At 64.4% G+C, this 24,108-nt stretch carries 18 protein-coding genes and 1 pseudogene; 4 read left to right on the plus strand and 15 right to left on the minus strand.

Annotated elements, in window-relative coordinates; translation table 11 throughout:
* Positions 1–14 precede the first annotated feature (14 nt).
* The 7 genes from AABE10_RS25820 to AABE10_RS25850 all read right to left on the minus strand — a co-directional run bounded on the left by AABE10_RS25820 (position 15) and on the right by AABE10_RS25850 (position 8,119).
* Positions 15–1,409, minus strand: coding sequence for an LLM class flavin-dependent oxidoreductase (locus AABE10_RS25820; protein WP_342936056.1), 1,395 nt, complete (start codon positions 1,407–1,409; stop codon positions 15–17).
* Entirely contained in the window at positions 1,409–2,671 is a 1,263-nt protein-coding gene (locus tag AABE10_RS25825; RefSeq protein WP_342936057.1) for an SfnB family sulfur acquisition oxidoreductase, read from the minus strand. Before AABE10_RS25825 ends, AABE10_RS25820 begins: the two co-directional genes overlap by 1 nt.
* A gap of 3 nt (positions 2,672–2,674) precedes the next feature.
* Complete coding sequence (locus AABE10_RS25830) at positions 2,675–3,925, minus strand: SfnB family sulfur acquisition oxidoreductase (protein ID WP_342936058.1); 1,251 nt, start codon at positions 3,923–3,925, stop codon at positions 2,675–2,677.
* 217 nt (positions 3,926–4,142) lie between these two features.
* Entirely contained in the window at positions 4,143–5,027 is an 885-nt protein-coding gene (locus tag AABE10_RS25835; protein ID WP_342936059.1) for an ABC transporter permease, read from the minus strand.
* Complete coding sequence (locus tag AABE10_RS25840) at positions 5,024–6,007, minus strand: ABC transporter ATP-binding protein (RefSeq protein WP_428983385.1); 984 nt, start codon at positions 6,005–6,007, stop codon at positions 5,024–5,026. The genes AABE10_RS25835 and AABE10_RS25840 overlap by 4 nt, the downstream gene beginning before the upstream one ends.
* Before the next feature lie 85 nt (positions 6,008–6,092).
* Positions 6,093–7,148 (minus strand): ABC transporter substrate-binding protein, encoded by a 1,056-nt coding sequence (locus AABE10_RS25845; protein WP_342936061.1) that lies wholly within the window; start codon positions 7,146–7,148, stop codon positions 6,093–6,095.
* A gap of 62 nt (positions 7,149–7,210) precedes the next feature.
* Positions 7,211–8,119, minus strand: a complete 909-nt coding sequence (locus tag AABE10_RS25850) for a TauD/TfdA family dioxygenase (RefSeq protein ID WP_342936269.1) — start codon at positions 8,117–8,119, stop codon at positions 7,211–7,213.
* Positions 8,120–8,367: 248 nt separating this feature from the next.
* Here AABE10_RS25850 and AABE10_RS25855 point away from each other — a divergent pair, with 248 nt between their 5' ends.
* On the plus strand, positions 8,368–9,705 hold the full coding sequence (locus AABE10_RS25855; RefSeq protein ID WP_342936062.1) for an LLM class flavin-dependent oxidoreductase: 1,338 nt from the start codon (positions 8,368–8,370) through the stop codon (positions 9,703–9,705).
* A gap of 66 nt (positions 9,706–9,771) precedes the next feature.
* On the opposite strand, the gene AABE10_RS25860 is transcribed toward AABE10_RS25855, so the two are convergent.
* Complete coding sequence (locus tag AABE10_RS25860; RefSeq protein WP_342936063.1) at positions 9,772–10,017, minus strand: hypothetical protein; 246 nt, start codon at positions 10,015–10,017, stop codon at positions 9,772–9,774.
* Between the two features lie 149 nt (positions 10,018–10,166).
* Positions 10,167–11,686, minus strand: a pseudogene (locus AABE10_RS25865) (MFS transporter).
* Between the two features lie 300 nt (positions 11,687–11,986).
* Between AABE10_RS25865 and AABE10_RS25870 the strand changes: the two are divergent.
* Positions 11,987–13,018, plus strand: coding sequence for a sulfonate ABC transporter substrate-binding protein (locus AABE10_RS25870; RefSeq protein ID WP_342936064.1), 1,032 nt, complete (start codon positions 11,987–11,989; stop codon positions 13,016–13,018).
* Between the two features lie 46 nt (positions 13,019–13,064).
* On the opposite strand, the gene AABE10_RS25875 is transcribed toward AABE10_RS25870, so the two are convergent.
* Genes AABE10_RS25875 through AABE10_RS25900 form a run of 6 tightly spaced genes read right to left on the minus strand, consistent with a single transcriptional unit; the run spans position 13,065 to position 20,275 of the window.
* Positions 13,065–14,702, minus strand: a complete 1,638-nt coding sequence (locus AABE10_RS25875; protein ID WP_342936065.1) for a gamma-glutamyltransferase family protein — start codon at positions 14,700–14,702, stop codon at positions 13,065–13,067.
* Between the two features lie 59 nt (positions 14,703–14,761).
* The gene (locus tag AABE10_RS25880) at positions 14,762–15,655 is read right to left on the minus strand and encodes an ABC transporter permease (RefSeq protein WP_342936066.1); all 894 of its coding nucleotides are present in this window, start codon (positions 15,653–15,655) and stop codon (positions 14,762–14,764) included.
* Positions 15,655–16,599, minus strand: a complete 945-nt coding sequence (locus AABE10_RS25885) for an ABC transporter permease (protein ID WP_342936067.1) — start codon at positions 16,597–16,599, stop codon at positions 15,655–15,657. Before AABE10_RS25885 ends, AABE10_RS25880 begins: the two co-directional genes overlap by 1 nt.
* Positions 16,600–16,604: 5 nt before the next feature.
* Positions 16,605–18,101, minus strand: a complete 1,497-nt coding sequence (locus AABE10_RS25890; protein ID WP_342936068.1) for an ABC transporter substrate-binding protein — start codon at positions 18,099–18,101, stop codon at positions 16,605–16,607.
* Between the two features lie 43 nt (positions 18,102–18,144).
* Positions 18,145–19,242, minus strand: a complete 1,098-nt coding sequence (locus tag AABE10_RS25895) for an oligopeptide/dipeptide ABC transporter ATP-binding protein (protein WP_342936069.1) — start codon at positions 19,240–19,242, stop codon at positions 18,145–18,147.
* A 10-nt stretch (positions 19,243–19,252) separates the two neighbouring features.
* Positions 19,253–20,275, minus strand: a complete 1,023-nt coding sequence (locus tag AABE10_RS25900; protein ID WP_342936070.1) for an ABC transporter ATP-binding protein — start codon at positions 20,273–20,275, stop codon at positions 19,253–19,255.
* A gap of 147 nt (positions 20,276–20,422) precedes the next feature.
* On the opposite strand from AABE10_RS25900, the gene AABE10_RS25905 reads away from it, so the two are divergent.
* The gene (locus AABE10_RS25905; RefSeq protein ID WP_342936071.1) at positions 20,423–21,304 is read left to right on the plus strand and encodes a LysR family transcriptional regulator; all 882 of its coding nucleotides are present in this window, start codon (positions 20,423–20,425) and stop codon (positions 21,302–21,304) included.
* 271 nt (positions 21,305–21,575) lie between these two features.
* Positions 21,576–23,966 carry an RICIN domain-containing protein gene (locus AABE10_RS25910; RefSeq protein ID WP_342936072.1) on the plus strand — a complete coding sequence of 797 codons (2,391 nt, stop codon included), beginning with the start codon at positions 21,576–21,578 and terminating at the stop codon, positions 23,964–23,966.
* Positions 23,967–24,108 lie beyond the last annotated feature (142 nt).

Genomic DNA, 24,108 nt, shown 5'->3' on the forward strand with positions numbered 1-24,108 from the left:
TTCTGCTTCGTTGCTCAGGCGACGGTCGGCGCTTCCGCAAAACTGTCGAGCGCCGACTGCTGGCGAAACGCAGCACCCGCATGTCGTTCCGGCAGTCTGTCGCCCGCATCGAACAGCTTGTGACGCAACGAGCCGTCGGCATAAGCCGCCTTGTAGATGCCGCGATTCTGCAACTCGGGAACGACGAGATCGACGAAATCGATGTAGCTTTCGGGCACGACGGTACGGCTCAGATTGAAACCGTCGACGTCCGCTTCGTCGACCCATTGCTGGAGTTCGTCGGCGATCTGCGCGGGCGTGCCGACAATCGCCGGATAGCGCCCGCCCAACGCGAACATGTCGAGCAGCTTGCGACGCGTCCAGCCATGCGCCTTCGCCGTTCGAGCCGCCGATTCGATCGCGTTGCCGGGCGTGTAGTCGATCGGCTCGTCGAGATCGTACTGCGCATAGTCGATCCCCGTGCTCGCGGCGAAGTGCGCAAGACCTGCCTCGCGGCTCGCGTAGCGCAGATAGTCCGCGTGCTTCTCGTGTGCTTCGGCTTGCGTCGCACCCGGCACGACAGCGGCGCCGACGAATACCTTCACGTCATCCGGACGCCGTCCCGCTTTCACCAGTTCCTCGCGTAATGCGCGCACCGTTGCGCGCCCAACTTCCCGGTTCGGCGGCGAGATGAAAACGCATTCTGCGTGACGCGCGGCAAAGCGCTGTCCACGTCCGGAACTGCCCGCCTGAAACAACACAGGCGTGCGTTGCGGCGACGGCTCCGCGAGGTGATAGCCGTCGACGTTGTAGTACCGCCCCGCATGCCGCACGCGATGCACCTTGTCAGGCCGCGCATAGACGCGCGCCGCCCTGTCGCGAACAACGGCATCGTCTTCCCAGCTGCCTTCCCACAGCTTGTAGAGCACGTCGAGATACTCGTCCGCGCGATCGTAGCGTTCGTCGTGCGGCTGTTGCGCGGCGCGCCCCATCGCGCGCGCGGCGCTGTCGAGATAGCCCGTGACGATGTTCCATCCGATCCGCCCTTGCGTCAGATGATCGAGCGTCGAAAAGCGCCGCGCGAGCAGATACGGCTCCTCATACGTCAAATTCACCGTCACGCCGAACGACAGATGCTGCGTGACGGCCGCCATCGCCGGAACGAGCAGCGTCGGATCGTTGACGGGCAACTGGATCGACTCATTGAGCGTGACATCGACGTTGCGCCTGTACACGTCATATACGCCGACGATATCCGCAAGAAAGAGCCCGTCGAACAGACCCCGTTCGAGCACGCGCGCGAGGTCCGTCCAGTACGACAGCAAGCGGTAATCGGATGAGCGATCGCGCGGATGCGTCCACAAGCCATGATTGATGTGCCCGACGCAATTCATGTTGAACGCGTTGAGCAGAATTTTTTTCTTCGCCATCACAGCGCTCCGTGCCGCGGCGGAAGCTTCCCGTTCAGATAGAAGTTGCCGATCGCGTTGTATTTCCAGCGAACGGGATCATGCAGCGTGTGCGTGCGCGCATTGCGCCAGAACCGGTCGAGGCCGAGATCGTCGAGCGTCGCGGCCGTGCCCGCCAGTTCGAAGAGCCGCGAGCCCGCATCGAGCGAAGCCGTGGTCGTCGCAGCTCGCGCCTCGGCGACGGCAATCGACGCTTGCGCAACCGACTGCTCATCGGGCGCTGCCTGCGCCGCATCGACGATACGGCCTGCGCGTCTGAGCAACGCTTCTGCCGCGCGCAGCCGCACTGCCATGTCGCCGAACTGCGCGATCGTCAGCGGATCGTCGGTTGCGCGCGCCACGTTCGCGTCGATCCACGGCCGCGAATGCTCGCGCACGAAGTCAAGCGCGGCGGCAAACGCGCCGCGCGCCTGGCCGAGATCGATCGCGGCGTGCATGATCTGCGCGACGGGACCGATCGTCGTGGGCCGCTCGAACGACGACTGAAACGGCACGACCCATTCGGGCTCGACGCGCACACGTTCGAACGTGACGGAACCGCTGCCCGTCACGCGCTGGCCGAAGCCGTCCCAGTCGTCCGTGACGGTGACGCCCTCCGCGTCGCGCGGCACGAATGCGAGCCGCGTCACGTCGGCACCCTCTTCCTCGGTGACGACGAGGGTAGGAATCCAGTGCGCGTACAGCGCACCCGTGCAATAGAACTTGCGGCCGTCGATATGCCAGCCATCGCGCTCACGCTTCAGCCGCGTGCGGCGCCTGAAATCCTTGTGGCCGATTTCCGCGAGCGCGTTGCCGAAGCGTTCGCCCGCAAGCACGCGATCGTAGAAGAAGCGCTGCTGTTCGGCGCTGCCGCCGACGCGCAGCACTTCGAGCGCATAGAAGTGATTCTGCGGAATCTGGCCAAGCGATCCGTCCGCAGCCGAAATGGTCGCGATCACGTCAGCGAGCGTGCCCGTGCGTACGCCTGCGCCGCCATGAGCGCGCGGCACGGTGATCGCCCACAGGCCGCTCGCGACGAACGCATCAAGCTCGGACCACGGCAAGCGCCGCTCGCGGTCGCGCAGCGCCGCATCGGGCGCGAACTCGCCAGCGAGCCGCCGCGCGACTTCGAGCGCGTGCGCATCGTCGATGATGGGATCGGGCACGCGTAGCGGCTCGCGCTGCAAAAGCGGCGGCCGCGATTCGACGTACGCGTCCTGCGCGGGTGAGAGGTCGATCGTCATCGTTCAGTTCCATGAATGCCGCGCAGGCAGCACGTGATTCAAGTGATAGTTGCCGAGCAGATGCAGCTTCCAGCGCACGGGATCATGCAGCGTGTGCGTGCGCGCATTGCGCCAGTGCCGGTCGAGATTGTGCGCGGCGCGCGTCGCCGACGACCCCGCCAGTTCGAAGAGCTTTTCGCTCGCTTCGAGCGCGATGCGCGTCGTCAGCACCTTTGCTTCCGCGACGGCCACCGACGCGCGCGCACTTGCTTCGTCGTCGAGCGGCGCGGCGGCGATCTCATCGAGCGTGCGGCCCGCTTCGAGCAACACCTCGTGCGCCGCGTGCAGATCGATTTCGAGGCGCCCCACGCCGGCGATGATGTACGGATCGTCGCTGGCGCGCTCGACGCCCGAATCGATCCAAGGCCGCGAACGCTCGCGCACGAATGCGAGCGCGTCGGCGATGGCGGCCTGCGCGATGCCCTGATCGATCGCCGCCTGGATCAGTTGCGACGTCGGGCCATACAGACCGGGCCGATTCGCCAGTTGCCAGATGGGCAGCACGTCGTCGGGATCGATGGGCACGTTGTCGAAGAGCACGGTGCCGCTCGCCGTCGTGCGCTGACCGAACGAGTTCCAGTCATCGACGACGGTGAGGCCCGGCGCGTTGCGCGGAACCCAGACCTGCACGGGGCGCCCAGCGTCGTCCGTTGCGCGCGCAGGCACGCGATGCGCGAAAAGCGCGCCCGTCGAATAAAAGCGGCGGCCGACAAGACGCAAGCCGTTCGGCGTTTTTTGCAAACGCGTCGTGCCCTGCAAGATCGTATTCGCCCCCGATGAGCGGCGCTCCGGGCCCGCGTTGCCGAGCCGCTGGCCGGCCAGCACTTCACCGTAGAAGCGCGCCTTCTGCTCCGGCGATCCGGCTTCGCGCAACAGGCCCAGCACGCCGAAGTGATTCTGCGGAATCTGACCGAGCGCCGGGTCCGCTTCGCAGAGGATCACGAACACCTCGGCGAGCGTCGCATACGACACGTCGGCGCCTCCGTATCCGCGCGGCACGGTGATCGCGCCGAGTCCGCTTTTCGACCACAGTTCCAGTTCGTCCCACGGAAGCACGCGATCGCGGTCGCGTTGCGCGGCTTCCCTTGCAAACGTTGAAGCGAGCTTGTGCGCAGCGGCAAGTGCTTCTGCGTCGTCGGCGATGCGGTGTACTTCGTCAGGATCGAACGGCCGCGCAATGCGGCCGCCGTTTGGAAGGCTTTCGATGTCTGGCATGGCGTTGTGATGGAACGACTAGAGCGCCCGCGATGCGTGCCCGCCCTCCTGCCACATCGCAGATGAAGAGCCGCACAGCGGGTCCAGACATCCATTGAACCAGCGCCTTGCGTTACCGCCTACCAGCAATTTCAGGAATGCTTATCCGCGTTCGCGAATTTGTTTTGCAGCGGCTGTCGTCGAACAGTCGAGCCTTGCGGGGCACCCGATGTTAACGTTAGTGCTGCACGCCCCAGCGCCGCACCGTCACGCGTTCGAGCGTATCGAACACCAGATGCTCGACGAGCAAACCGATCGCGATGACGGCAACGAGGCCCGCAAATACGCGATCGGTGTAAAGCTCATTGCGGTTCTGGAAGATGTACCAGCCGAGTCCGCCCTGCCCCGCACTCGCGCCGAAGACCAGTTCCGCTGCGATCAGCGTGCGCCATGCGAAGGCCCAGCCGACGCGCAGGCCCGCCACGATCGACGGCAACGCGGCCGGCACGAGAATCAGCAGCACCTGACGCACACCCTTGAGCCCATAGTTGCGTCCCGTCATCCTCAACGTCTCGGGCACGCCGAGAAAGCCCGAGTACATGCTGAGCGCGAGCGGCCACAACACGGCGTGAACCAGCACGAACAGCAGGCTTCCCGTACCGAGGCCGAACCAGAGCAGCGCGATCGGCAGCAGCGCGATAGAGGGCAGCGGATTGAACATCGCGGTGAGCATCGACAGCAGATCGCGGGCGATGCGCGTCGACACCGCAAGCGACGTCAGCGCGAACGCGAGCACCGCGCCGATCGCATAGCCGCGCAGCAGCACCGACAGCGAGATCGCCGTCTTCGAAAGCAGTTCGCCCGATGCGATGCCCTGCACGAACGCCGTCAGCGTCGCGCCGAAGGTGGGTAGCAACAGGTCGTTGGCGATCGCGCGCGCGGTCACTTCCCACACGGCGATCAGCACCGCCGCGATGAGAATGCGGCGGCACCACGCGGCATCCCATATGCGCCGAAGCGGCGGCACGGGCGTCGCTTCCGTCAGCGTGCCTGGTGCTTCGAGCGGCCGCTCGTACTCGGGACGCACGGGCGGAACAAGATCGATTTTTGCAGGCGTGCTCATGCGTGATTCTCCTGCGGCGTCAGCGCATCGGTGTCGAAAAGCAGACGATGAATGCGCGCGACGCTTTGCTGAAAGTCATGTCGCCCGATGCTGTCGCCGATGCTTTGCAGCGAATACTGGTGACTGTTCAGCTCGGCGCGCACGCGTCCCGGATGCGGCGACAACAGCACGATGCGATTGCCGACGATCAACGCTTCCTCGATCGAATGCGTAACGAAAAGCAGCGTGAAGCGCGCGTCATCCCATAGCCGCAGCAGTTCTTCCTGCATCTTGCGGCGCGTGAGCGCATCGAGCGCAGCGAACGGCTCGTCCATCAGTAGTACGCGCGGCTGCATCGCGAGCGCGCGTGCAATCGCCACGCGCTGCTTCATGCCGCCCGATAGCGTGTGCGGATAGGCATCGGCGAAATTCGCAAGGCCGACCTTGTCGAGATAGTGCAGCGCGCGTTCCGTCGCTTGCGAGCGCGAGCAACCGCGCGCGACTCGCAGCGGGAACGCGACGTTCTCGACCACGGTTTTCCACGGCGGCAACTGATCGAATTCCTGGAACACGACGACGCGATCCGCGCCGGGTCCACGCACGCGTTCTCCATCGAGCGTGATGGTTCCGGAGACAGGCTCGATGAATCCCGCGATGGCCTTCAGCAAGGTCGACTTGCCGCAACCCGATGGACCCAGCAGCACGAAACGGTCTGCGCCGTACACGTCGAAGCTGACGTCGCGCGTCGCGCGCACGATCCGCTCGCGCGTGCGGTATTCGAGGCTCACGCGATCGACGGCGAGCAGGCGCTCGCTGTACACGGCGCCGCTTCGATCCGCACCGGCTGCATTCGAGGCGGCTCCCCCATCCGGCGAGTCCGCCGATGCGGTTCGCTGCGCTGCGCGCGGCGCGACCCGGTCTTGTGTCGTAGCAGCGTTCACGATGACAACTCCAGCAGACAAAACGACAACATACGGGCGAGCTCGCGCGGCACCAACCAACGAATGCGAATATTCAAAGTAGCCGCCCGCATAAGCATCGAAAGCGATGCAGAAGCGTGCCGCATGCGCCGCTCGCGCATGACGGTCAGCTTCCGCTCGCCGTCGCGGGATCGTCGAAGAAGTAGTCGCGCCAGGACTTCGGCTCGTTGCGGATCGCGCCGACGCGATGCATGAACTGCGCAAGCCCGAATGTGTTTTGCGGCGCGATCTTGAACTGCACCTGCGGATCGCGAATTATTTTCAGCAGCAACGCGCGGTCTATCTTCGAGTCGTTGACGCGAATATAGATGTCGGCGGCCAGCTCGGGGTTCGTCGAGATCAGATGTGCCGCCTGAGCGAGCGCGGCCACGAACGCGTGATAAGTCTTCGGATTGTCGTTGCGGAATTTCTCGGTCGCGTAAAGCACGGTCGCCGAACTCGGGCCGCCGAGCACATCGTAGGAGTTCAGCACGATATGGGCTTTCGGGTTCTGCGCCAGTTCCTGCTGCTGGAACGGTGGATTGCCGAAGTGCGCGGTGATCACGCTGCTGTCCGCAATGATCGCGGCCGTCGCGTCCGGGTGCGGAATGGCCTGCGTGAAGCCATCGATCCGGTCGAACGCCTTGTCGCCCCATTGCTTCGCGGCCGCATACTGCAACACGCGCGATTGCACGGACACGCCGACAGCGGGCACCGCGATGCGATCCTTGCTCGTGAAATCGGCGATGGTCTTCACGTTCGGATTGTTGCTGACGAGGTAGTACGGCAGGTTGCCTAGCGACGCGACGCCCTTCACGTTCTGGCGTCCGCGCGTTCGATCCCACACCGTCAGCAGCGGACCGACGCCCGCACCGGCGATATCGATCGACCCCGACAGCAGCGCGTCGTTGACGGCCGCGCCGCCCGACAGCCGCACCCAGTCCACCTTGATATCGAGTCCTTCCTTGCGGCCTTCCTGTTCGATCAGATGCTGATCGCGCGCCACGTTGAGCAGCAGATAGACGACGCCGAACTGCTCCGCGATGCGTATCTGCCCTTCGGCCATAGCATGTCGCGGCAAGCCGAGCGCGCTCACGCCGACGACGACGGCCAAAGCCGCAGCGGCAACGCGGCGCGCAGGACGAATGCGCGCGGACCATGCCGCGCGAAAAGAGTGCAACATGAGATTCCCCGTAGATGAATGGCGATGAGCGCGAAGCCGGTCTCGATGTTCGCGCAACGGATCTAGAACGGCGCGTCGCCTTCGATGGTGGTGCGATAGAGCTTGCGGCGCAGGTGATCGGGCGTGCCCGCAGCGAGGTGCATCAGCGAGCGGTTGTCCCAGAACACGAGATCGTGCGCTTGCCAGCGATGCTGGTACAGATGCCCGGCACGCACGCTGTGCGCGAAGAGTGCGTCGAGCAGCGCACGGCTTTCATCTTCAGGCAAGCCGACAATGCGCGTCGTGAAATGCTCGCTGACGAAGAGCGCCTTGCGGCCCGTTTCAGGATGAGTGCGCACGATGGGATGCACGACAGGCTTGACCTGCGCGATCTGCTCGGCCGACAGGTTAGGACGCCACGGACTGCGCGCCTGCAACTCCGCATAGCGCGCGAGATACGTGTGCTCCGCGTGCCTGTCCTCGACGGCCTTGCGCAGATGCGCGGGCAGCGTGTCCCACGCGAGATGCATGTTCGCGAACAGCGTATCGCCGCCCTCGGACGGAAGCTCCTGCGCGTGCAACAGCGAGCCGAGACTCGGCTTCTCCTTGTACGACAGATCCGAATGCCAGAAATGGCCGGCGTCGCCGAGCCCGATCGGTTTGCCGTTCTCGACGACGTTCGACACGATCAGCACTTCGGGATGACCCGCGAGCGCGAACTGATGCAGCACATGAATCTGCAGCGGCCCGAAGCGGCGGCTGAACGCAATGTGTTCTTCGGGCGTGATGTGCTGATCGCGAAACACGAGCACATGATGATCGAGATGCGCACGGCGGATGCGCGCAAAGTCCGCATCGGAAAGCGGCTCGCGCAACGACAGTCCGATCACTTCGGCGCCGAGCGGCGCGTCGAAGGGGCGAATCTCGAACGACTGCGCGTGAGCGTCGCGCGAATCCGCGCGGTTCGCGTGGGTTGCTCGCGCGCCTGCGATGGCGATGGGGTCGGGTGCGGTGCTCGTCACAAGAAGATGCCCAGTGTCTGATCAAGATCACCAATGTATGGCCTCGCGCGCGCAAGGGTCAACGAATCAAAGCCGATACGCTTATCTGTCTCCGTCATAAAGCGATGGACGAAACAACGGCAGAGTGCCAGCCCGAATCACGCGGTTGTCGTATCGTTCGTATCGTATCCAGCAGCGTTGTTCGCATACTGATCCCAGCTTCGACGAGGCCATCGATCATGACCCCTTCCCGCCAGCTTCATCTCGGCGCCTTCATGCGCCCCGTGAGCCTTCATACGGGCGCGTGGCGCTATCCCGGCGCGTTCCCCGACGCCAACTTCAACATCGACCACCTGAAGCGTTTCGCACAAACGCTCGAACGCGCGTGCTTCGACGCGTTCTTCATGGCCGATCATCTGGCCGTGCTGAACATGCCCGTCGGCGCGCTCAAGCGCAGCCACACCGTCACGTCGTTCGAGCCGTTGACGCTGTTGTCCGCGCTATCGTCAGTGACGGAGCGCATCGGCCTGATCGCCACCGCTTCGACGACATTCGAGGAGCCCTGGCACGTCGCGCGTAGGTTCGCTTCGCTCGATCACCTGAGCGGCGGGCGCGCGGGCTGGAATCTCGTGACGACCTCCAATCCCGACGCGGCGCTGAACTTCGGGCTCGACGAGCACGTTGCGCATGCCGTGCGTTACGAGCGCGCGCGTGAGTTCTTCGATGCCGTCACGGGCCTGTGGGATAGCTGGGCCGACGACGCGTTCGTGCGCGATGTCGAAAGCGGAACGTTCGTCGATCCCCAACGGATGCACGTGCTCGGTTTCGAGGGCGAGCATCTGTCGGTGCGCGGCCCATTGAATATCGCGCGGCCGATACAGGGCTGGCCCGTCGTCGTGCAGGCCGGTTCGTCGGAACCAGGCCGCCAGATCGCCGCCGAAACCGCCGACGCCGTATTCGCCGCGCCGCCGTCGCTCGCCGAGGGCAAGCGCTTTTATGCCGACGTCAAGGCGCGGGCCGAACGCGCGGGACGCAACCCGGAGCATCTGAAGATCCTGCCGGGCGCGTTCGTCGTCGTTGGCGATACCCTCGACGACGCACGCGAAAAGCGCGTGTTGCTCGATACGTTCGTCCACTACGACAGTGGCATCGCCTCGCTTTCGATTGCGCTCGGACATGACGTGTCGACGTACGATCCCGACGGCCCGCTGCCCGACATTCCGGAGAGCAACGCGAGCAAGAGCGCGCGGCAACGCGTCGTCGACTGGGCGCGTACCGAACAGCTGACCATTCGACAACTCGCGCAGCGCATCGGCGGCTACTCGGGTCTGGAAATGATCGGCACACCAGCGACCATCGCGGATCAGATGGAGCAGTGGTTGATCGAGCGCGGCTCGGACGGCTTCAACGTGATGTTCCCGTATCTGCCCGGCGGGCTCGACGATTTCGCCGACAAGGTCGTGCCTGAACTGCAACGGCGCGGAATTTTCCGCCGCGCGTATGAAGGCACGACGTTGCGGGAACATCTCGGCTTGCCGCGTCCGCAAAACCGGTTCTTCGCTGCTACACGCAACTAGAGCCGTCCGGGACGCAGATCGGCAACGAACTCGTCCCGATTCCGCATGTGGATCGAAGCGAATGCGTCACTCGGGTTCTATTCCGCCGATCATGTAAAACACGTCGAGCGTGTATCCCATGTTGAAGTAGCCGGCACGCGCGTAAGCGGCGATACGTTCGAGGCGCTCGGCATCGTCGCGTGGCGTGCCTTTGTCGTGAGTCTCTGTCCGGCGAGCCGCGACGCGTCGCGGCCGCGCATGCAACCGATGCCGCACGGCTTCGAACGGCTCGAAAACCGCATGACGGTAAAACGCTGCGAGGTTCATCGACATGATGCGTCCTCCTGCTTGTGGCCTCGTCACTGAATCTAGTCAGTGGCGCATCCATGTGCAAACAAGCATTTGTGCAATGCTTTGCAATGCGCGCGGGATGCACTACTTCGATCGCATACCGCACGTGTCGTGATGTCGTAACGTCGCGACTATCGGCAACTGCAAGCGCTGCCGCGCGCTGGAGCGGGTTCGACAGCCCGATAGTCTTCGCCGTCGATGTCGTAACCCGACGGCTCCCAGCGAATTGCGAGCAGCACCAGCAGCGACGTGAGCGGCGCGATCGCGATGACCCAGAACACTTTCGTGCCGAGCGCGCCCGCCAGCACCGGAAACAGAAACAGCGAGATCGTCGACGCCGTGCGCACGAGTGTCTGATTGAAGCCGACACCGATGCCACGCAGCGACGTCGGATAGCTGAGCGACGCATAGGTCATCGAATGCGAGCCTGGGCCGAAGCCTTGCCCGAACAGATAGCCGCCGAGCAGCAGGATCGCGGCTGCGACCAGCGCGCCGCCGCTCGGCCGCCCGATCAGCGCGAGTCCGATCAGCGAAACGAATTGCAGCGCGTGGCCGAGCACGGTCATCTTCCATGCGCCGACTGTCGGCGCGGTCCGCACGCCGATCAGGCCGCCCACGAATGCGAACAGCAGATTCAGCGTGAGCGATGCGACGATCGTCGTCAGCGGTCCTTGCGCGAAAAAGCTCGTGATGATGACGGGCAATCCGAAGATGATCGCGTTGTAGCCGAACGACGACGCGCTGCCGATCACAGCCGCGAGAATCGTGCGCCTGCGATACGTGCTGTTAAAAAGCACGCCGTAGTTGCGCCACGAAGCGCGGCGCGGCTCGCTCGCGGACGTTGCGCTTGCTGCGGCCCGCTCGACGACGGCATCGACGCCATACGTGCGCTTCAGAATGCGCGCCGCCCCTTCGAGATCGCCCTGATTCGCGGCCCACACCGGCGACTCGCTGATATAGCGGCTGCGCACCAGAATGATCGCGAGCGCGGGCACGGCGCCGAATGCGAGCGTCAGCCGCCACAGCCAGCCCAGGTGCTGTTCGGGCAGGATCGCGTACAGGCCGAGAATCAGCAGATAGCAGGTGCTCGTCGCCGCATACCAGGCGGGGCACCACGCCGCGACGCTCGCCGCCTTGTTGCCTTTGCCCGCCACGCGCGAGAACTCGGCGAGAAAGGCCATTGCAACAGGCAGGTCCAGGCCCACGCCGAATCCCATCAGAAAGCGCGCCGCGCCGAGCACCCATGCGTTCGGCGCGAGACCTGCCGCGATCGCCGCGACGACGAAGAACAGCATGTCGGCCATGAACACGCGATAGCGGCCGATCCGATCGTCAGATAGCCGCCGAACAGCGCGCCGAGAATCGCGCCGAACGTGATCGCGGAAGAAACGAATCCCACCTGCACGGGCGTCAGCGCGAACTGTCTCGCGATGTCCTTGATGCCGTAGGCGAGCGAGGTCAGATCATAGGCGTCGAGAAAGACGCCGCCGAGCGCAATCGCAATCACGATGCGCGCGTTGCTGCCCTTCGCGGCACCCGCGTTGACGATGCGCGAGACGTCCTGCGCGCTGCGGATGATGACGGGAACGGCGGCCTCGGCGCGTCGGGCCGGGGTATCGACGGAAGTGGACGGAATGGCGACGGTAGACATGATGGCTATCGAACAGGAAATCAAAAGTCCCTGAATGCTAGCGACGCGCTACGCGTCTTCCAAACGACGATTCGATATATGCAAATGGCGCGTCTCATGCGATGTCCACGGCGATCGCTACGCGCGCGCTATCGTCGATTCGCTGCTTTCGATATGCGCAAACATTGGTTGGATTCACGCGCGCGCCGACTTAACGTCGTGAGTCTGACGCGCCCGTTTGCGGCGTGAGCGGTTCGTGCCCACTGCGCCGCACAGTCCGGCAAGGCGGCGCATTTCTCACAGACATAACATCGACGACAGATGAGCAAACACGACACACCCATCGATACCCATCCCGCCGATCTGCGCAGGCGCCGCCTCTTGCAGCGCGCCGCCGCCGGCCTGACGGGCGCCGCGCTCGGCGGCGTGCTCGGACCCTTCGGACCGTTCGGACTATTCGCGAGCGGCCTTGCGCATGCGCAAGGCGCGAGCAACCGGCTGCGAATCGGTTATCAGAAGTACGGCAACTTCGTGGTGCTGAAGGCGCGCGGCACGCTCGAAAAGCGGCTTGCAAGCCAGGGCGTGACCGTCCAGTGGCTCGAATTTCCCGCCGGGCCGCAATTGCTGGAAGGACTGAATGCAGGCGCCGTCGATGTCGGCACCGTCGGCGAGACGCCGCCTATCTTCGCGCAGGCGGGCGGCGTCGACTTCGTGTACATCGGCAGCGAGCCGTCCGCGCCGCAAGGCGAAGCGATCGTCGTGCCGCACGATTCGCCGATCCGCTCGGTCGCGCAGCTACGCGGCAAGAAGGTCGCGCTCAACAAGGGCTCGAATGTCCACTTCCTGCTCGTGAAGGCGCTGCAAAAAGCGGGGCTCGCGTACACCGACATCCAGCCCGTCTATCTGACGCCCGCCGATGCGCGCGCGGCCTTCGTGCAAGGCAGCGTGGATGCGTGGGTGATCTGGGACCCGTATCTCGCGGCGATCGAACGCCAGGGCAATGCGCGCACGCTCGCCTATGGCGACGGCCTCGTGCGCAACACTCAGTACTACGTCGCGGCCCGCAAATTCGCCGCTGCGCAGCCGCAAGTGCTGCACACGCTGCTCGAAGAAGTGAACGGCATCGACGGCTGGGCGCACGACAACATTCCCGAAGTGGCTGCGTTGCTATCGCCGCTCGTGGGGCTCGACACGGCCACGCTCGAAGTCGCGCTCAAACGCACCGGCTACGGCGTTCAGCCGATTACGGACGCGACGCTCGCGTATCAGCAGCAGATCGCCGATACGTTCAGCGCGCTCAAGCTGATTCCCGGCAAGCTGACCGTCGCGGACGCGCGCTGGAAAACCGGCTGAACGCAGCCGGCTCCAACGCGCGGGCGAAACCGATATAGCGGTCCGCTCAGAAGCCCGCTGCGAGACCATCGCGGCGGCTGTCGCTCGCGGCCACATAGCCGCGTTCGGGCTCGTTGCGGTCGAGCTTCCAGATGAACTGGCCCGAGCCGAAATCCATATAAGGATCGTCGATCGACTTGATCGTGTGGCCGAGCCCTTCGAGCGCGAGCGCCGTGTTGCGATCGAGCGTCGATTCGATGTCGATCGTGAAGTCGCGGTTGACCTTCCAGCGCGGCGCATCGCACGCGGCTTGCGGCTGCTGGCCGTAGTCGAGCATGCGCACGACCGTTTGCAGATGGCCTTGCGGCTGCATGTCGCCGCCCATCACGCCGAAGCTCATCACGGCTTCCTGCCGGCCGTCCACCTGCTGCGTGAGAAACGCGGGAATGATCGTGTGGAAAGGCCGCTTGCCGCCTTCGACGGCATTCGGCGACTTCGGGTCCATCGAGAATCCATAGCCGCGGTTCTGAAGCGAGATGCCGCTGTCCGGCACGACCACGCCCGAGCCGAAGCCCATGTAGTTCGACTGGATGAAGCTGACCATCATGCCGCGCTCGTCGGCCGCCGACATGTAGATCGTGCCGCCCGACTTCGGCATGCCGAAGCCGAATTGCGTCGCGCGCTTCGGGTCGATCAGCTTCGCGCGCGACTTCAGATACGCGTCGTCGAGCATTTGCGCGGGCGTCACTTCCATCGAACGCGGATCGGCGACGTAGCGATACACATCGGCGAACGCGAGCTTCATCGCTTCGATCTGCAAGTGCTGCGATTCGATGCCGTCCACTTTCATCGAACCCATGTCGAACTGCTCGAGAATGCCGAGCGCGATCAGCGCGGCGATGCCCTGCCCGTTCGGCGGAATCTCGTGCACTGTGTAGCCGCGATACTGCTTGCCGATCGGCTCGACCCAGTCGGGCTGATAGTTGCGCAGATCGTCGAGCGTCATAGCGCCGCCGCATTCGCGCGAGAACGCCGCGATGCGCTCGGCGATCTCGCCTTCGTAGTACGCGCGCGGGCCCTTTTCGGCGAGCACGCGCAGCGTCTTCGCGTGACCCGGCATCTTCACCAGTTCGCTCATTTCAGGCGCGCGGCCGCGCGGCATGAACGTGTCGGCGAAACCGGGCTGGTTCTTGAGTTCCGGCACGGCAGCTGCCCACTTGCGCGCGACGATGCCCGCCACCGCATGACCGCGCTCGGCAATCTCGATCGCGGGCTCCATCAGGTCCGCGAATGGCAGCGAGCCGAACTTCTTGTGCAGCGCTTCCCAGCCCGCGATCACGCCCGGCACCGTCACGGTGTCCCAGCCGCGCACGGGCTGAGCGGCGACGCCGTTGTTCTCGCCGTACTTGCGCTTGAAGTAGTCGACGTTCCATGCGGCAGGCGCAACGCCCGAGGCATTCAGCCCATGCAGCTTCTTGCCGTCCCACACGAGCGCGAACGCATCGCTGCCCAGGCCGTTCGACACCGGCTCGACGACCGTGATGGCCGCTGCCGCCGCGATTGCGGCATCGACGGCATTGCCGCCTTTCCACAGCATGCGCAGACCAGCCTGCGCGGCGAGCGGCTGCGAAGTCGAGACGATGTTGCGCGCGAACACAGGCATGCGCGTCGTCGGATAAGGGTTCTGCCAGTTGAAATTTGTCATGCCTTCACTCTAGAGGTTGACCGCGGCCCTATCGAAAGCGACAGGGCCATGGAAAGAAATCAGGATTCGCGCGGGTCGAGCGCGTCGCGCAGACCGTCGCCGAGCAGATTGAAGCCGAGCACGGCCAGAAAGATTGCGATGCCGGGAAAGATCGACATCCACGGCGCCTGGCTCACGAAGTCCTTCGCGGTGTTGAGCATCGATCCCCACGACGGCGCGGGCGGCAATTGTCCGAGCCCGAGGAACGACAGGCTCGCTTCGGCGATGATCGCGCTCGCCACCGTGAGGCTCGCCTGCACGATGATGGGCGGCAGCACATTGGGCAGAATGTACCGCAGGATGATGCGCGGGTGATCGAGGCCAATCGCGCGCGCACCTTCCACGTACTCTTCCGCCTTCACGCTGATCGCCTGTCCGCGCGTGAGACGGATGAAGCGCGGCATCGCCGAAATGCCGATCGCGGCCATCGCGTTCGTCAGGCTCGGCCCGAGGAACGCGGAAAGCGCAATCGCGAGAATCAGGAACGGAATGGACAGCAGCGCATCGGCGACGCGTGAGATCACGCCGTCGACGAGCTTGCCGAAATAGCCGGCGAGCAGTCCGAGCGGCACGCCGAGCACGACGGCAATGCCGACGGACACGACGCCCGCGAGCAGCGACGCACGCGCGCCGTACAGCAGACGGCTCAGCACGTCGCGGCCGAGTTCGTCGGTGCCGAACCAGTGAGCGGCCGACGGCGCCTGGCGCACGGTCATGAAGCTCGCCTGGACCGGGTCGTACTGCGTGAGCCACGGCGCGAATACAGCCATCACGACGACGAGCGCCACCAGAAACGCGCCGAACACTGCAGCACGGTTGCGCATGAAGCGCGCGAGTCCACGGCGCTTGCGGCGCGGCAGCGTTGCGGCCGACGCTGCGGATCGGGCGGCTTGGGCATCGAGAGGAGTAGCCATCAACTGCGCCTCAGTCGGGGGTTGAGCAGGATGTACAGCACGTCGGCGCACAGATTGACGACGATGAACGCGAGCGCCGTCACGAGCACGACGCCTTGCACGACGGGATAGTCGCGGTTGAACACGGCATCGACGACGAGCTTGCCGAAGCCCGGAATCGTGAAGACCTGCTCGGTCAGCACGGCGCCCGCGAGCAGTTCGCCGAACAGCAGCGCGAGCACGGTGACGATGGGGATCAGCGCGTTGCGGAACGCGTGCTTGACCACCACGGCGCCGCGCAGCAAACCCTTCGCGCGCGCGGTGCGGATGTAGTCGGTGCGCAGCACGCCGAGCATTGCGCTGCGCGTGTGACGCATCAGTTGCGCGCCGAGCGCGGCGCCGAGCACGAACGCAGGCATCAGCATCGTCTTGATGCTGAGCCAGAAGTCCTCGCCCGGCGACACGTAGCCCGACGACGGCAACAGATGCCAGCGCACCGACACGATGAAGATCAGCATGATGCCGAGCCAGAAGTTCGGTATCGACATGCCGGACAGCGCGAAGATATTCGCGGCGTAGTCGAGCGGCCCGCCACGGCTCGCCGCCGAGATCACGCCCGCCGGTATGCCGATGCCGATAGCGAGGATCATCGCCATGATCGCGAGCTGTATCGTGACGGGCAGCTTCTGCGCGATCAGCGAGCGCACGGGCACGTCCGTGCGCAGCGACGCGCCCAGGTCGCCGTGCGCGACGTCGCGCATCCACAGCGCGTACTGCGTGGGCACGGGCTGATCGAGGTGATACTTGACCCGCAGCGTCGCGATGACTTGCGGGTCCTGGTCCTCGCCCGCCATCGCCATGACGGGGTCGCCCGGCAGCAGCTTCTGCAGGCCGAAGATCAGCATCGACACCAGGATCAGCGTCGGCACGGCCACGAGCATCCGATTGGCGATGATCCGCAGCATGGCGCTCAGCTCTTCATCGAAACGCCGCGCAGGCGAACGAGGCCATCGGCGGAAGGCGTGAAGCCCTGCACCTTCTTCGACAGCACGAACGGCCACGGCTGCGCGTAGATGTACACGATGGGATCGTCGTCGGCGAGGATCTTGCCGGCCGCGTCGTAGTCCGCCTTGCGTTCGGCTGCCGTGAGCTTCGTGCGCGCGCCGTCGAGCAGCGAATCGACCTGCTGGTTGCAGTAGTGCGCGTAATTCAGATTGCCCGAGCACGTGTTGAACTGATGCAGGTTGCCGTCGGGATCGACGCGGCCCGACCAGCCCGTGTACATCGCTTCGAAATCGCCGCTGTGCCCCGCGTTCAGCTCGGTTGCGTAATCGCTCGGGCGCAGCTTCAGCGTGATGCCCGCTTCGCCGAGCATCGCCTGCAACATCTGCGTGATCTGGCTCGCGACCGTGTTGTTCGGATACGCGAATTCGATCGTCGGATGTTCGTGGCCCGACGCTTTCAGCAAGGCCTTCGCTTTCGCGACGTCGCGCTTCGTCGTCGGCAGCGACGCGTTGTAGTACGGGCTCGACTTCGGAATGCCCTGGTTGGCCGGCGTGAAGATGCCCGCGCCGATCACCTGGTCGATCGCATCGCGGTCGATCGACAGTTCGAACGCCTGACGCACGCGCTTGTCCTTCAACGGGCTGTTGCCGCGCGGCCCGTTGTTGATGTTGAACGTCACATAGTAGAAGCCGAGGCCCGTCACCGGCTTGAATTGCAGATTCGCATCGCTCTTCACCGACGCGACGTCGGAAGGCGCGAGGCGTTCGAGCATGTCGAGCGAGCCCGAGCGCAGGTTCGCGAGACGCACGGTGCTGTCGGGTATCGGCTGGAACACGACGCGCTGGATCGGGTACTTGTCCGCGTCCCAATAGCCCGCAAACTTCTCGAGCACGACGCGATCGTTCTGCACGCGCTGCACGAACTTGTACGGACCCGAGCACACGGGATGCGACGCGACACCCGCCGCGTCGGAGAGCGTCTTCGGCGCGAGCATCATGCCGGCGCGGTCGGAGAGCGTGGCGAGCAGCGCGGCGTCCGGCTGCTTCAGCACGATCTTCACGGTGTTGTCGTCGACGACGTCGACATGATCGACCGACGAAAGCTCGCTCTTGCGGTTGCTGGTCGGCAGCGTGCGATAGCGGTCCAGGTTCGCCTTCACGGCGGCCGCGTTGAACGGCTCGTCGTTCTGGAACTTCACCCCCTGGCGCAGCTTGAACGTCAGCGACTTGCCGTCGGCGCTCGTGGTCCAGGAAGTGGCGAGCATCGGCACGATCTTCAGGTCGGGCCCGACGTCGACGAGCGAATTGCACAGCGACGCGAACACGATCCGGTCGACGAACTGCACGCTGCGCGCGGGGTCGAGCGAACCGATATCGTCCTGCAAGCCGATGCGGATGGTGGTCTGGGCCATCGCGGCGGATGCGCTCAATGCGAGCGCGGCGGCAATCAACATTCTTCGCATGCGTTATGTCCTTGTTGCGGTTCGGGTTGCCATCAGAGGTGAGTTATCGGATCGCGCCCGCTGTCAGCGCGGCCTGCCTGTCACGGTAAATCGACAGGCGCTCGTTCAGCTTCACGCTGACGCTCGCGGCGAGCGGCGTGCCGCTGCCCGCGTTCTGCACTTCGCGCCAGAAGTGACAGGCGACTTGCCGGCCGCCGGGGAGCGCTTCGGCGAGCGGCCGTTCCTGCGAGCAGCGCGGCTTCGCGTGCGGGCAGCGCGTATGAAAGCGGCAGCCGGGCGGCGGCGCCGTCGGGCTCGGCAGATCGCCTTGCAGCGCGGGCTTCGTGCGGCGCTCGTGCGGACTGCTGGCGGGAATCGCGCGCAGCAGCGCTTGCGTGTACGGATGCAGCGGCGCGTCGAACAGCTCGTCGGCTTGCGCCAGCTCGACTATCTCGCCGAGATACATCACGGCGACGCGGTCGCTCATATGACGGATCACAGCCAGATCGTGCGCGACCATGATCAGCGTGAGGCCGAGTTCTGCTTTCAGCGATTCGAGCAGGTTGATCACCTGCGCCTGCACCGATACATCGAGCGCCGACACCGGCTCATCGCCGACGATCAGCTTCGGCTCGCCCGCGAGCGCCCGCGCAATGCCGATACGCTGACGCTGCCCGCCCGAGAATTCATGCGGATAGCGCTCGGCGTAGCCCGGCTGCAAGCCCACTTTCGTCAGTAGTTGCGCGACGCGCTCGCGGCGCTCGGCGGCGTTGCGCGCGAGCCCGTGCACGCCGACCGGCTCGCCGATGATCTGGCCCACCGTCATGCCCGGATTCAACGAAGCGAACGGGTCCTGAAAGATGATCTGCATTTCGCGGCGCAGCCGCCGCAGCTTTGCGCCTTGCCAGCGCGTGATGTCCTCGCCCTGATAGATCACGCGCCCTTGCGTCGCGTCGATCAGGCGCAGCAGCAGCCGGCCGAGCGTGGACTTGCCGCAGCCCGATTCGCCGACGATCGCGAACGTCTCGCCCGTGTTCACGGCGAACGAGACGTCGTTGACGGCATGAACCGTGGGCGTGCGCGCGAACATGTGCCGCTCGCCGCCAAAGCGCTTCGTCAGCGCGCTCGCTTCGATGATGGGCGCTTTCGTGTCGGCGCTCATGTCGGCTCCTTCATGTCAGCTCCTTTTGCTGCGCGGGCTTCACGAGCTGCTCGACGGGCGCTAGCCAGCACGCGACGCGATGTTCGCCCGAAAGCGTTCTGTCGGGTGGCGCGGCGTCGACGCAGCGCTGCTCCGCGAACGGGCAGCGCGGCGCGAAACGGCAGCCGCGCGGCATCTGCTCCGGCGACGGCACCGAGCCGCGTATCGTCGCGAGCGAGCCCGCGCGCTTGCCGACGGACGGAATCGCGCCCATCAGCCCGATCGTGTACGGATGCTGCGGGTCGTCGAACAGATCGGTCACGGTGCCGTACTCGACGATCCTGCCCGCGTACATCACGGCGACGTGATCCGCCACTTCCGCGACCACGCCCAGATCGTGCGTGATGAGGAGCATCGCCGTGCCTGTCTCTGCCTGGAGGTTGCGCACGAGTGACAGCACCTGCGCCTGAATGGTGACGTCGAGCGCCGTCGTCGGTTCGTCGGCGATCAACAGACGCGGGCGGTTCGCGAGCGCCATCGCGATCATCACGCGCTGGCGCATGCCGCCCGACAGCTGATGCGGAAACGCGTCGAGCCGCGTTTCGGGCGCGGGAATGTGGACGAGCCGCAGCATCTCCAGCGCCTCTTCACGCGCTTGCGCGCGCTTGATGCCGCGATGACGCCGGATGCTTTCGCCGATCTGCTCGCCGACCGTGTACGCGGGATTCAGCGACGTCATCGGCTCCTGGAAGATCATCGACATGCGGTTGCCGCGAATATCGGCGAGTTCGCGCTCCGTCAGCGCGAACAGATCCTGCCCCTCGAAATGCGCGCTGCCCGCGACGCGCCGCGCGGGCGGGCTCGCGAGCAGCCCCATCAGCGCCAGCGACGTCACGCTCTTGCCGCAGCCCGATTCGCCGACCATGCACAAGGTCTCGCCCGCGTGAACCGGGAAGGAGACGTTATCGACGACATTGGGTACATCGGCCGCGTTTGAAAATTTCAACGAGAAGCCTCGTACTTCCAGTACTGGTCGGCGTTCAACGCCGGTCATGCTTGGGCACTCCGCATCGTGTCGCTCGTCGTTTCAGGTCGTTATGAATCGATTATCTGGCGGGCGTCGTACAAAAAATATTAATATTTCTTTTCGACACTTAAATTTTTCTCATGATTAGATCATGAGAAGCACTCGAGACACACCATGCCGACGCTTCGCATGTTGAAGACTTTCAAGGCCGTGGCACGCACGGGATCGTTCTCGGCCGCCGCCGACAAGGTCGCGCTGACGCAGGCCGCGGTCAGCCTGCAGATGCGCGGACTCGAACTGGCGCTGGGCCGCCAGCTATTCGATCGCCGGGGCCGCCAGATCGCGCTCACGCAGCACGGCCATACGATCTGGCCGAAGGTCGAGCAGATTCTGGAGCTTCTCGCCGAGCTGGAAGCGAAGCCTTCGGACGCGATGGAAGGGCCGGTGACGATCGGCGCGGTCGTGTCGGTGATCGGCGCGCTGTCGCTGGCCGTCGCGCGGCTGAAGGCGGCGCATCCGCGGCTCGACGTGCGCCTGCTGTCGGCGCGCTCGGACGAGCTGGCGGGCATGGTCGAAGCGCGGGAAGTAGATGTCGCCGCTGTCGTCGCGCGTGCGGACCAGACGCTGCCCGACACGCTGAAGTGGACCACGCTCTACACCGAGCCGATGATGCTCGTCGCGAGCCGCGAGATTGTCGACAACGATCCGCAGCGCATCTTGCGCAGCCACGGGTTTCTGCGCTTCGACCGGCGCGTGCGCACAGGCCAGGTCGTCGAACAGGCGTTGCAGAAGTCGGGCCTGACGGTCAACGAGTATCTCGAACTCAATTCGATCGAAACGATCGTCGCGCTCGTGCGCGAGAAGGTCGGCGTCGCGGTGCTGCCGCTGCTCAATCGCGGCAACTGGCAAAGCGACCCGCTGCTGCGCGTGATTTCGATCGGCAGCCCGCCGACGCTTCGAACGGTGGGCATGGTGCAGCGCGCGTCGGATGACCGGAAGGCGTTGATGCGCGAAATCGTCGATACGTTTCAGGCCACGCCGCGAGCCGGGTCGTAAAACGCTGCCGACGCGATCCTGTGCATCCATATGATGCCGATATGACAGAAAACCTGGCGATCAAATGCTATTCAATGTCCCTAAGACCACCGCAAAAGAGGTGACATTGCGAATGTTCATTTCAATGCCGATTTTTGAGAGCGGGTTTCAAAGGCTCGCTGATCTTTCGTCCCTTAAGCGTGATGGAATTGCCGGCTCTTAGAAAAGAAGAGAATGGATATTACGTCCTCTATCCCGTGACGACTCGCGAGAAGAACACGAAGAAAATCATATGAACCTGTCGATCTTCAACGCTCGCCGCTTCATTCGCTTCCTGTTTCTTCTTTTCGTGTCATTCGCCTGTTGCGGCGCGAGCCATGCGGCGTCCGCCGATTGCAGCGCGGGCACGCTCGTTACCGTAGTCGCGCATCTCGACGACGATCTGCTGTTCGTCGAGCCCGGCATCAGCGAGCAGTTGCGGGCGGGATGGTGCGTCACGACAGTTCACCTGATCGGCGGGGCCAACGGCGCGAACTTCGCGTATGTGCAAAAGCGCGAGCAAGGGTCGCGTCTCGCCTACGCGCGCATGGCCGGCGTGCCGAACGACTGGGACGAAACGACTGTGCGCATCGCGGGCAAGCCGGTGTTTCAGTTGACCTTGAAGGCGCAGCCGAAGGTGCGGCTGCTCGAACTGCGCCTTCCCGGCGGGGCCGTGCGCGGCGGCCGCGTGCCGCTCGCGTTGCTGTGGGACCAGGGCGCGACGATCACGACCTATCCGATGGGACACGGCGAAATCGCGCCGGCACGCTATACGCGCGATTCCTTGTCCGCCGTGCTCAGGTCAATTTTGCAAGACGCGACGCGCATCTACACGCTCAACCCCGACACCGTCCCGTTCATCGAGCATCCCGATCACATCTACTCCGCGCGCATCACGCGGCACGTCGCGCAAATCCTGGGACGATCGATCCCGATTGCGTACCACATCACGTATCCGACGGGAACGTGGCCATCGACGCTGTACGGCGACGAAGCGCAACGCAAGCGCGACATTTCCGCAAGCTACTTCACGATCGACGGCGGGGACTTCGCGCATGTGTTCGGCGAATACCAATGGGACGGCAACTGGATCCTGCGCCGATACGCGCGCTTCGACACGACCGGTCACGCCACGCCCGATTTCGTCGCGCTGCCGACGGTGCTCTTCAACACGGCTTCCAGCGAATGTCTGACTTCGACGGGCAGCGAGCGCAAGCCGGAACTCGCGCCATGCGACGGCTCCGTCCGCCAGCAATGGATGTGGGAACCGAGGCCGACCTATGCGGGCAATCAGCACAATGCGGCGCTCGTTTCGGCGTCGACGCGGCAATGCGTTGCCGAACACAATGGCACCTTGACGGAAGAGACCTGCGACTCATGGGACGAATCGCAGCGCTGGACGCCGTGGGACTTTGGTCTGATCTTTACGCCGTCGCGCCGGTGCCTCGGCGAAGAAAGCGGGCGCCTCAATATCCGCGGCTGCGCATCGCTAACGACGCGATACCGCTGGTCGACGACGCGCCCGACATGGGCGACGGATCTGCGGCTCGCGGGCGCGATGTATGGCGATGTGTCGGGGCGCGGCGAGTCGGCGGCGGTGTACGTTCAACGTCGCGCAGACGGTCCGGGCTTCGATGTCAACGTTCAGGCGTTGAGCAAAGCCGATAAACCCGTGCGCTGGTATGCGAATACGGTGCCGTTCGACAGCCGCGCAACGACGCCAACGTGCCGCGCCGATAGTTTGTGCTTCGATAGCGCGCGCTTTCTGCTCGGCGATTTCGACGGCGACGGCCGCGCGGATCTGATGGTCGTCACGCCGCGAAACGGCGGCACCGCATTCTGGCTGCTGCGCAGCACGGGGAGCCGCTTTACTGCGCCCGTTCTCTGGTTCCAGAGCGACAGCCGGATGCCTGCCGGACGCGTGCAGCAGATCACGTCGTACTCGATCAAAAAGAAGGAACCGGCAAAAGTACTGATCGCAATTCAAAAGCGCGACAACGGCGTCGAACTGTGGACAGCGAGCGCAGACCCCGCGGGACACGTTCAGCAAACCCAGGTACTCGACGACAGCCGTCTCAAGTCGAATCTTCGACTGCTTGCAGTGCCGAACAATCGCGCAGATGCAGCATCGTTTGTCGCCGTTCAACCAACCGACGACAACAGCCGGATCGCCATCGTCCCGCTTGATGCCGAAGGCGGGCACTGGTCGGTTGGCGCGCCCGCGATGCTGCCCGCAACGTTCAAACCCGACATGACGAAATTCGCGACGAGCGATCCGCACTCCGATGCCGATGCCGATGCGTCGGTCGTCATGACCGTACCTCATTTCGCAAGCCCTGGCGGCGTCGACGTATGGAAGCTTGACGCCGCTCATCCCGATTCGGCACCTGTTCCGCTGGCCTCGTTGCGCGGCATCCAATGGCAAGACACGACACCCGCAGTGACGAGCGACGGCAAGCACTCGACGCTCGTCTTTTATCAGCGTGCCGACGCGATACTCGACAACACGCTCTTTACGGCGGGAAACGCGGCGCTCGTGCAATACGCAATGAACGGAAACAGTGTGCAAGCTTTACCAACAGCGACGGTCCAACTTCCCGCAATGTACTCGGAAACGCTCTGGCTCGAACGGCTCACTCAATAGGTGGGACCAGGCAGAAAAATTGCGACCGTCCTATCGGCCGCATTGATGTTTGCATCAAAAGCAACTCTACAGGTATGTACTTAGGTGTCGAGTAATGACTAGTCGTTGGCTGATGATTGTCGGTGCGATTGAGTATGTTGGA

It is taken from the genome of Paraburkholderia diazotrophica (assembly GCF_038900755.1).
Lineage (GTDB): Bacteria > Pseudomonadota > Gammaproteobacteria > Burkholderiales > Burkholderiaceae > Paraburkholderia > Paraburkholderia diazotrophica_A.

Excerpts from the sequence above, each read along its gene's own strand:
- AABE10_RS25880 (WP_342936066.1), bottom strand. The coding sequence starts at position 15,655 with ATGGCTACTCCTCTCGATGCCCAAGCCGCCCGATCCGCAGCGTCGGCC.
- AABE10_RS25900 (WP_342936070.1), bottom strand. The coding sequence starts at position 20,275 with ATGACCGGCGTTGAACGCCGACCAGTACTGGAAGTACGAGGCTTCTCG.
- AABE10_RS25830 (WP_342936058.1), bottom strand. The coding sequence starts at position 3,925 with ATGCCAGACATCGAAAGCCTTCCAAACGGCGGCCGCATTGCGCGGCCG.
- AABE10_RS25825 (WP_342936057.1), bottom strand. The coding sequence starts at position 2,671 with ATGACGATCGACCTCTCACCCGCGCAGGACGCGTACGTCGAATCGCGG.
- AABE10_RS25820 (WP_342936056.1), bottom strand. The coding sequence starts at position 1,409 with ATGGCGAAGAAAAAAATTCTGCTCAACGCGTTCAACATGAATTGCGTC.
- AABE10_RS25885 (WP_342936067.1), bottom strand. The coding sequence starts at position 16,599 with ATGCTGCGGATCATCGCCAATCGGATGCTCGTGGCCGTGCCGACGCTG.
- AABE10_RS25845 (WP_342936061.1), bottom strand. The coding sequence starts at position 7,148 with ATGTTGCACTCTTTTCGCGCGGCATGGTCCGCGCGCATTCGTCCTGCG.
- AABE10_RS25835 (WP_342936059.1), bottom strand. The coding sequence starts at position 5,027 with ATGAGCACGCCTGCAAAAATCGATCTTGTTCCGCCCGTGCGTCCCGAG.
- AABE10_RS25910 (WP_342936072.1), top strand. The coding sequence starts at position 21,576 with ATGAACCTGTCGATCTTCAACGCTCGCCGCTTCATTCGCTTCCTGTTT.
- AABE10_RS25890 (WP_342936068.1), bottom strand. The coding sequence starts at position 18,101 with ATGCGAAGAATGTTGATTGCCGCCGCGCTCGCATTGAGCGCATCCGCC.
- AABE10_RS25875 (WP_342936065.1), bottom strand. The coding sequence starts at position 14,702 with ATGACAAATTTCAACTGGCAGAACCCTTATCCGACGACGCGCATGCCT.
- AABE10_RS25860 (WP_342936063.1), bottom strand. The coding sequence starts at position 10,017 with ATGTCGATGAACCTCGCAGCGTTTTACCGTCATGCGGTTTTCGAGCCG.
- AABE10_RS25870 (WP_342936064.1), top strand. The coding sequence starts at position 11,987 with ATGAGCAAACACGACACACCCATCGATACCCATCCCGCCGATCTGCGC.
- AABE10_RS25905 (WP_342936071.1), top strand. The coding sequence starts at position 20,423 with ATGCCGACGCTTCGCATGTTGAAGACTTTCAAGGCCGTGGCACGCACG.
- AABE10_RS25895 (WP_342936069.1), bottom strand. The coding sequence starts at position 19,242 with ATGAGCGCCGACACGAAAGCGCCCATCATCGAAGCGAGCGCGCTGACG.
- AABE10_RS25855 (WP_342936062.1), top strand. The coding sequence starts at position 8,368 with ATGACCCCTTCCCGCCAGCTTCATCTCGGCGCCTTCATGCGCCCCGTG.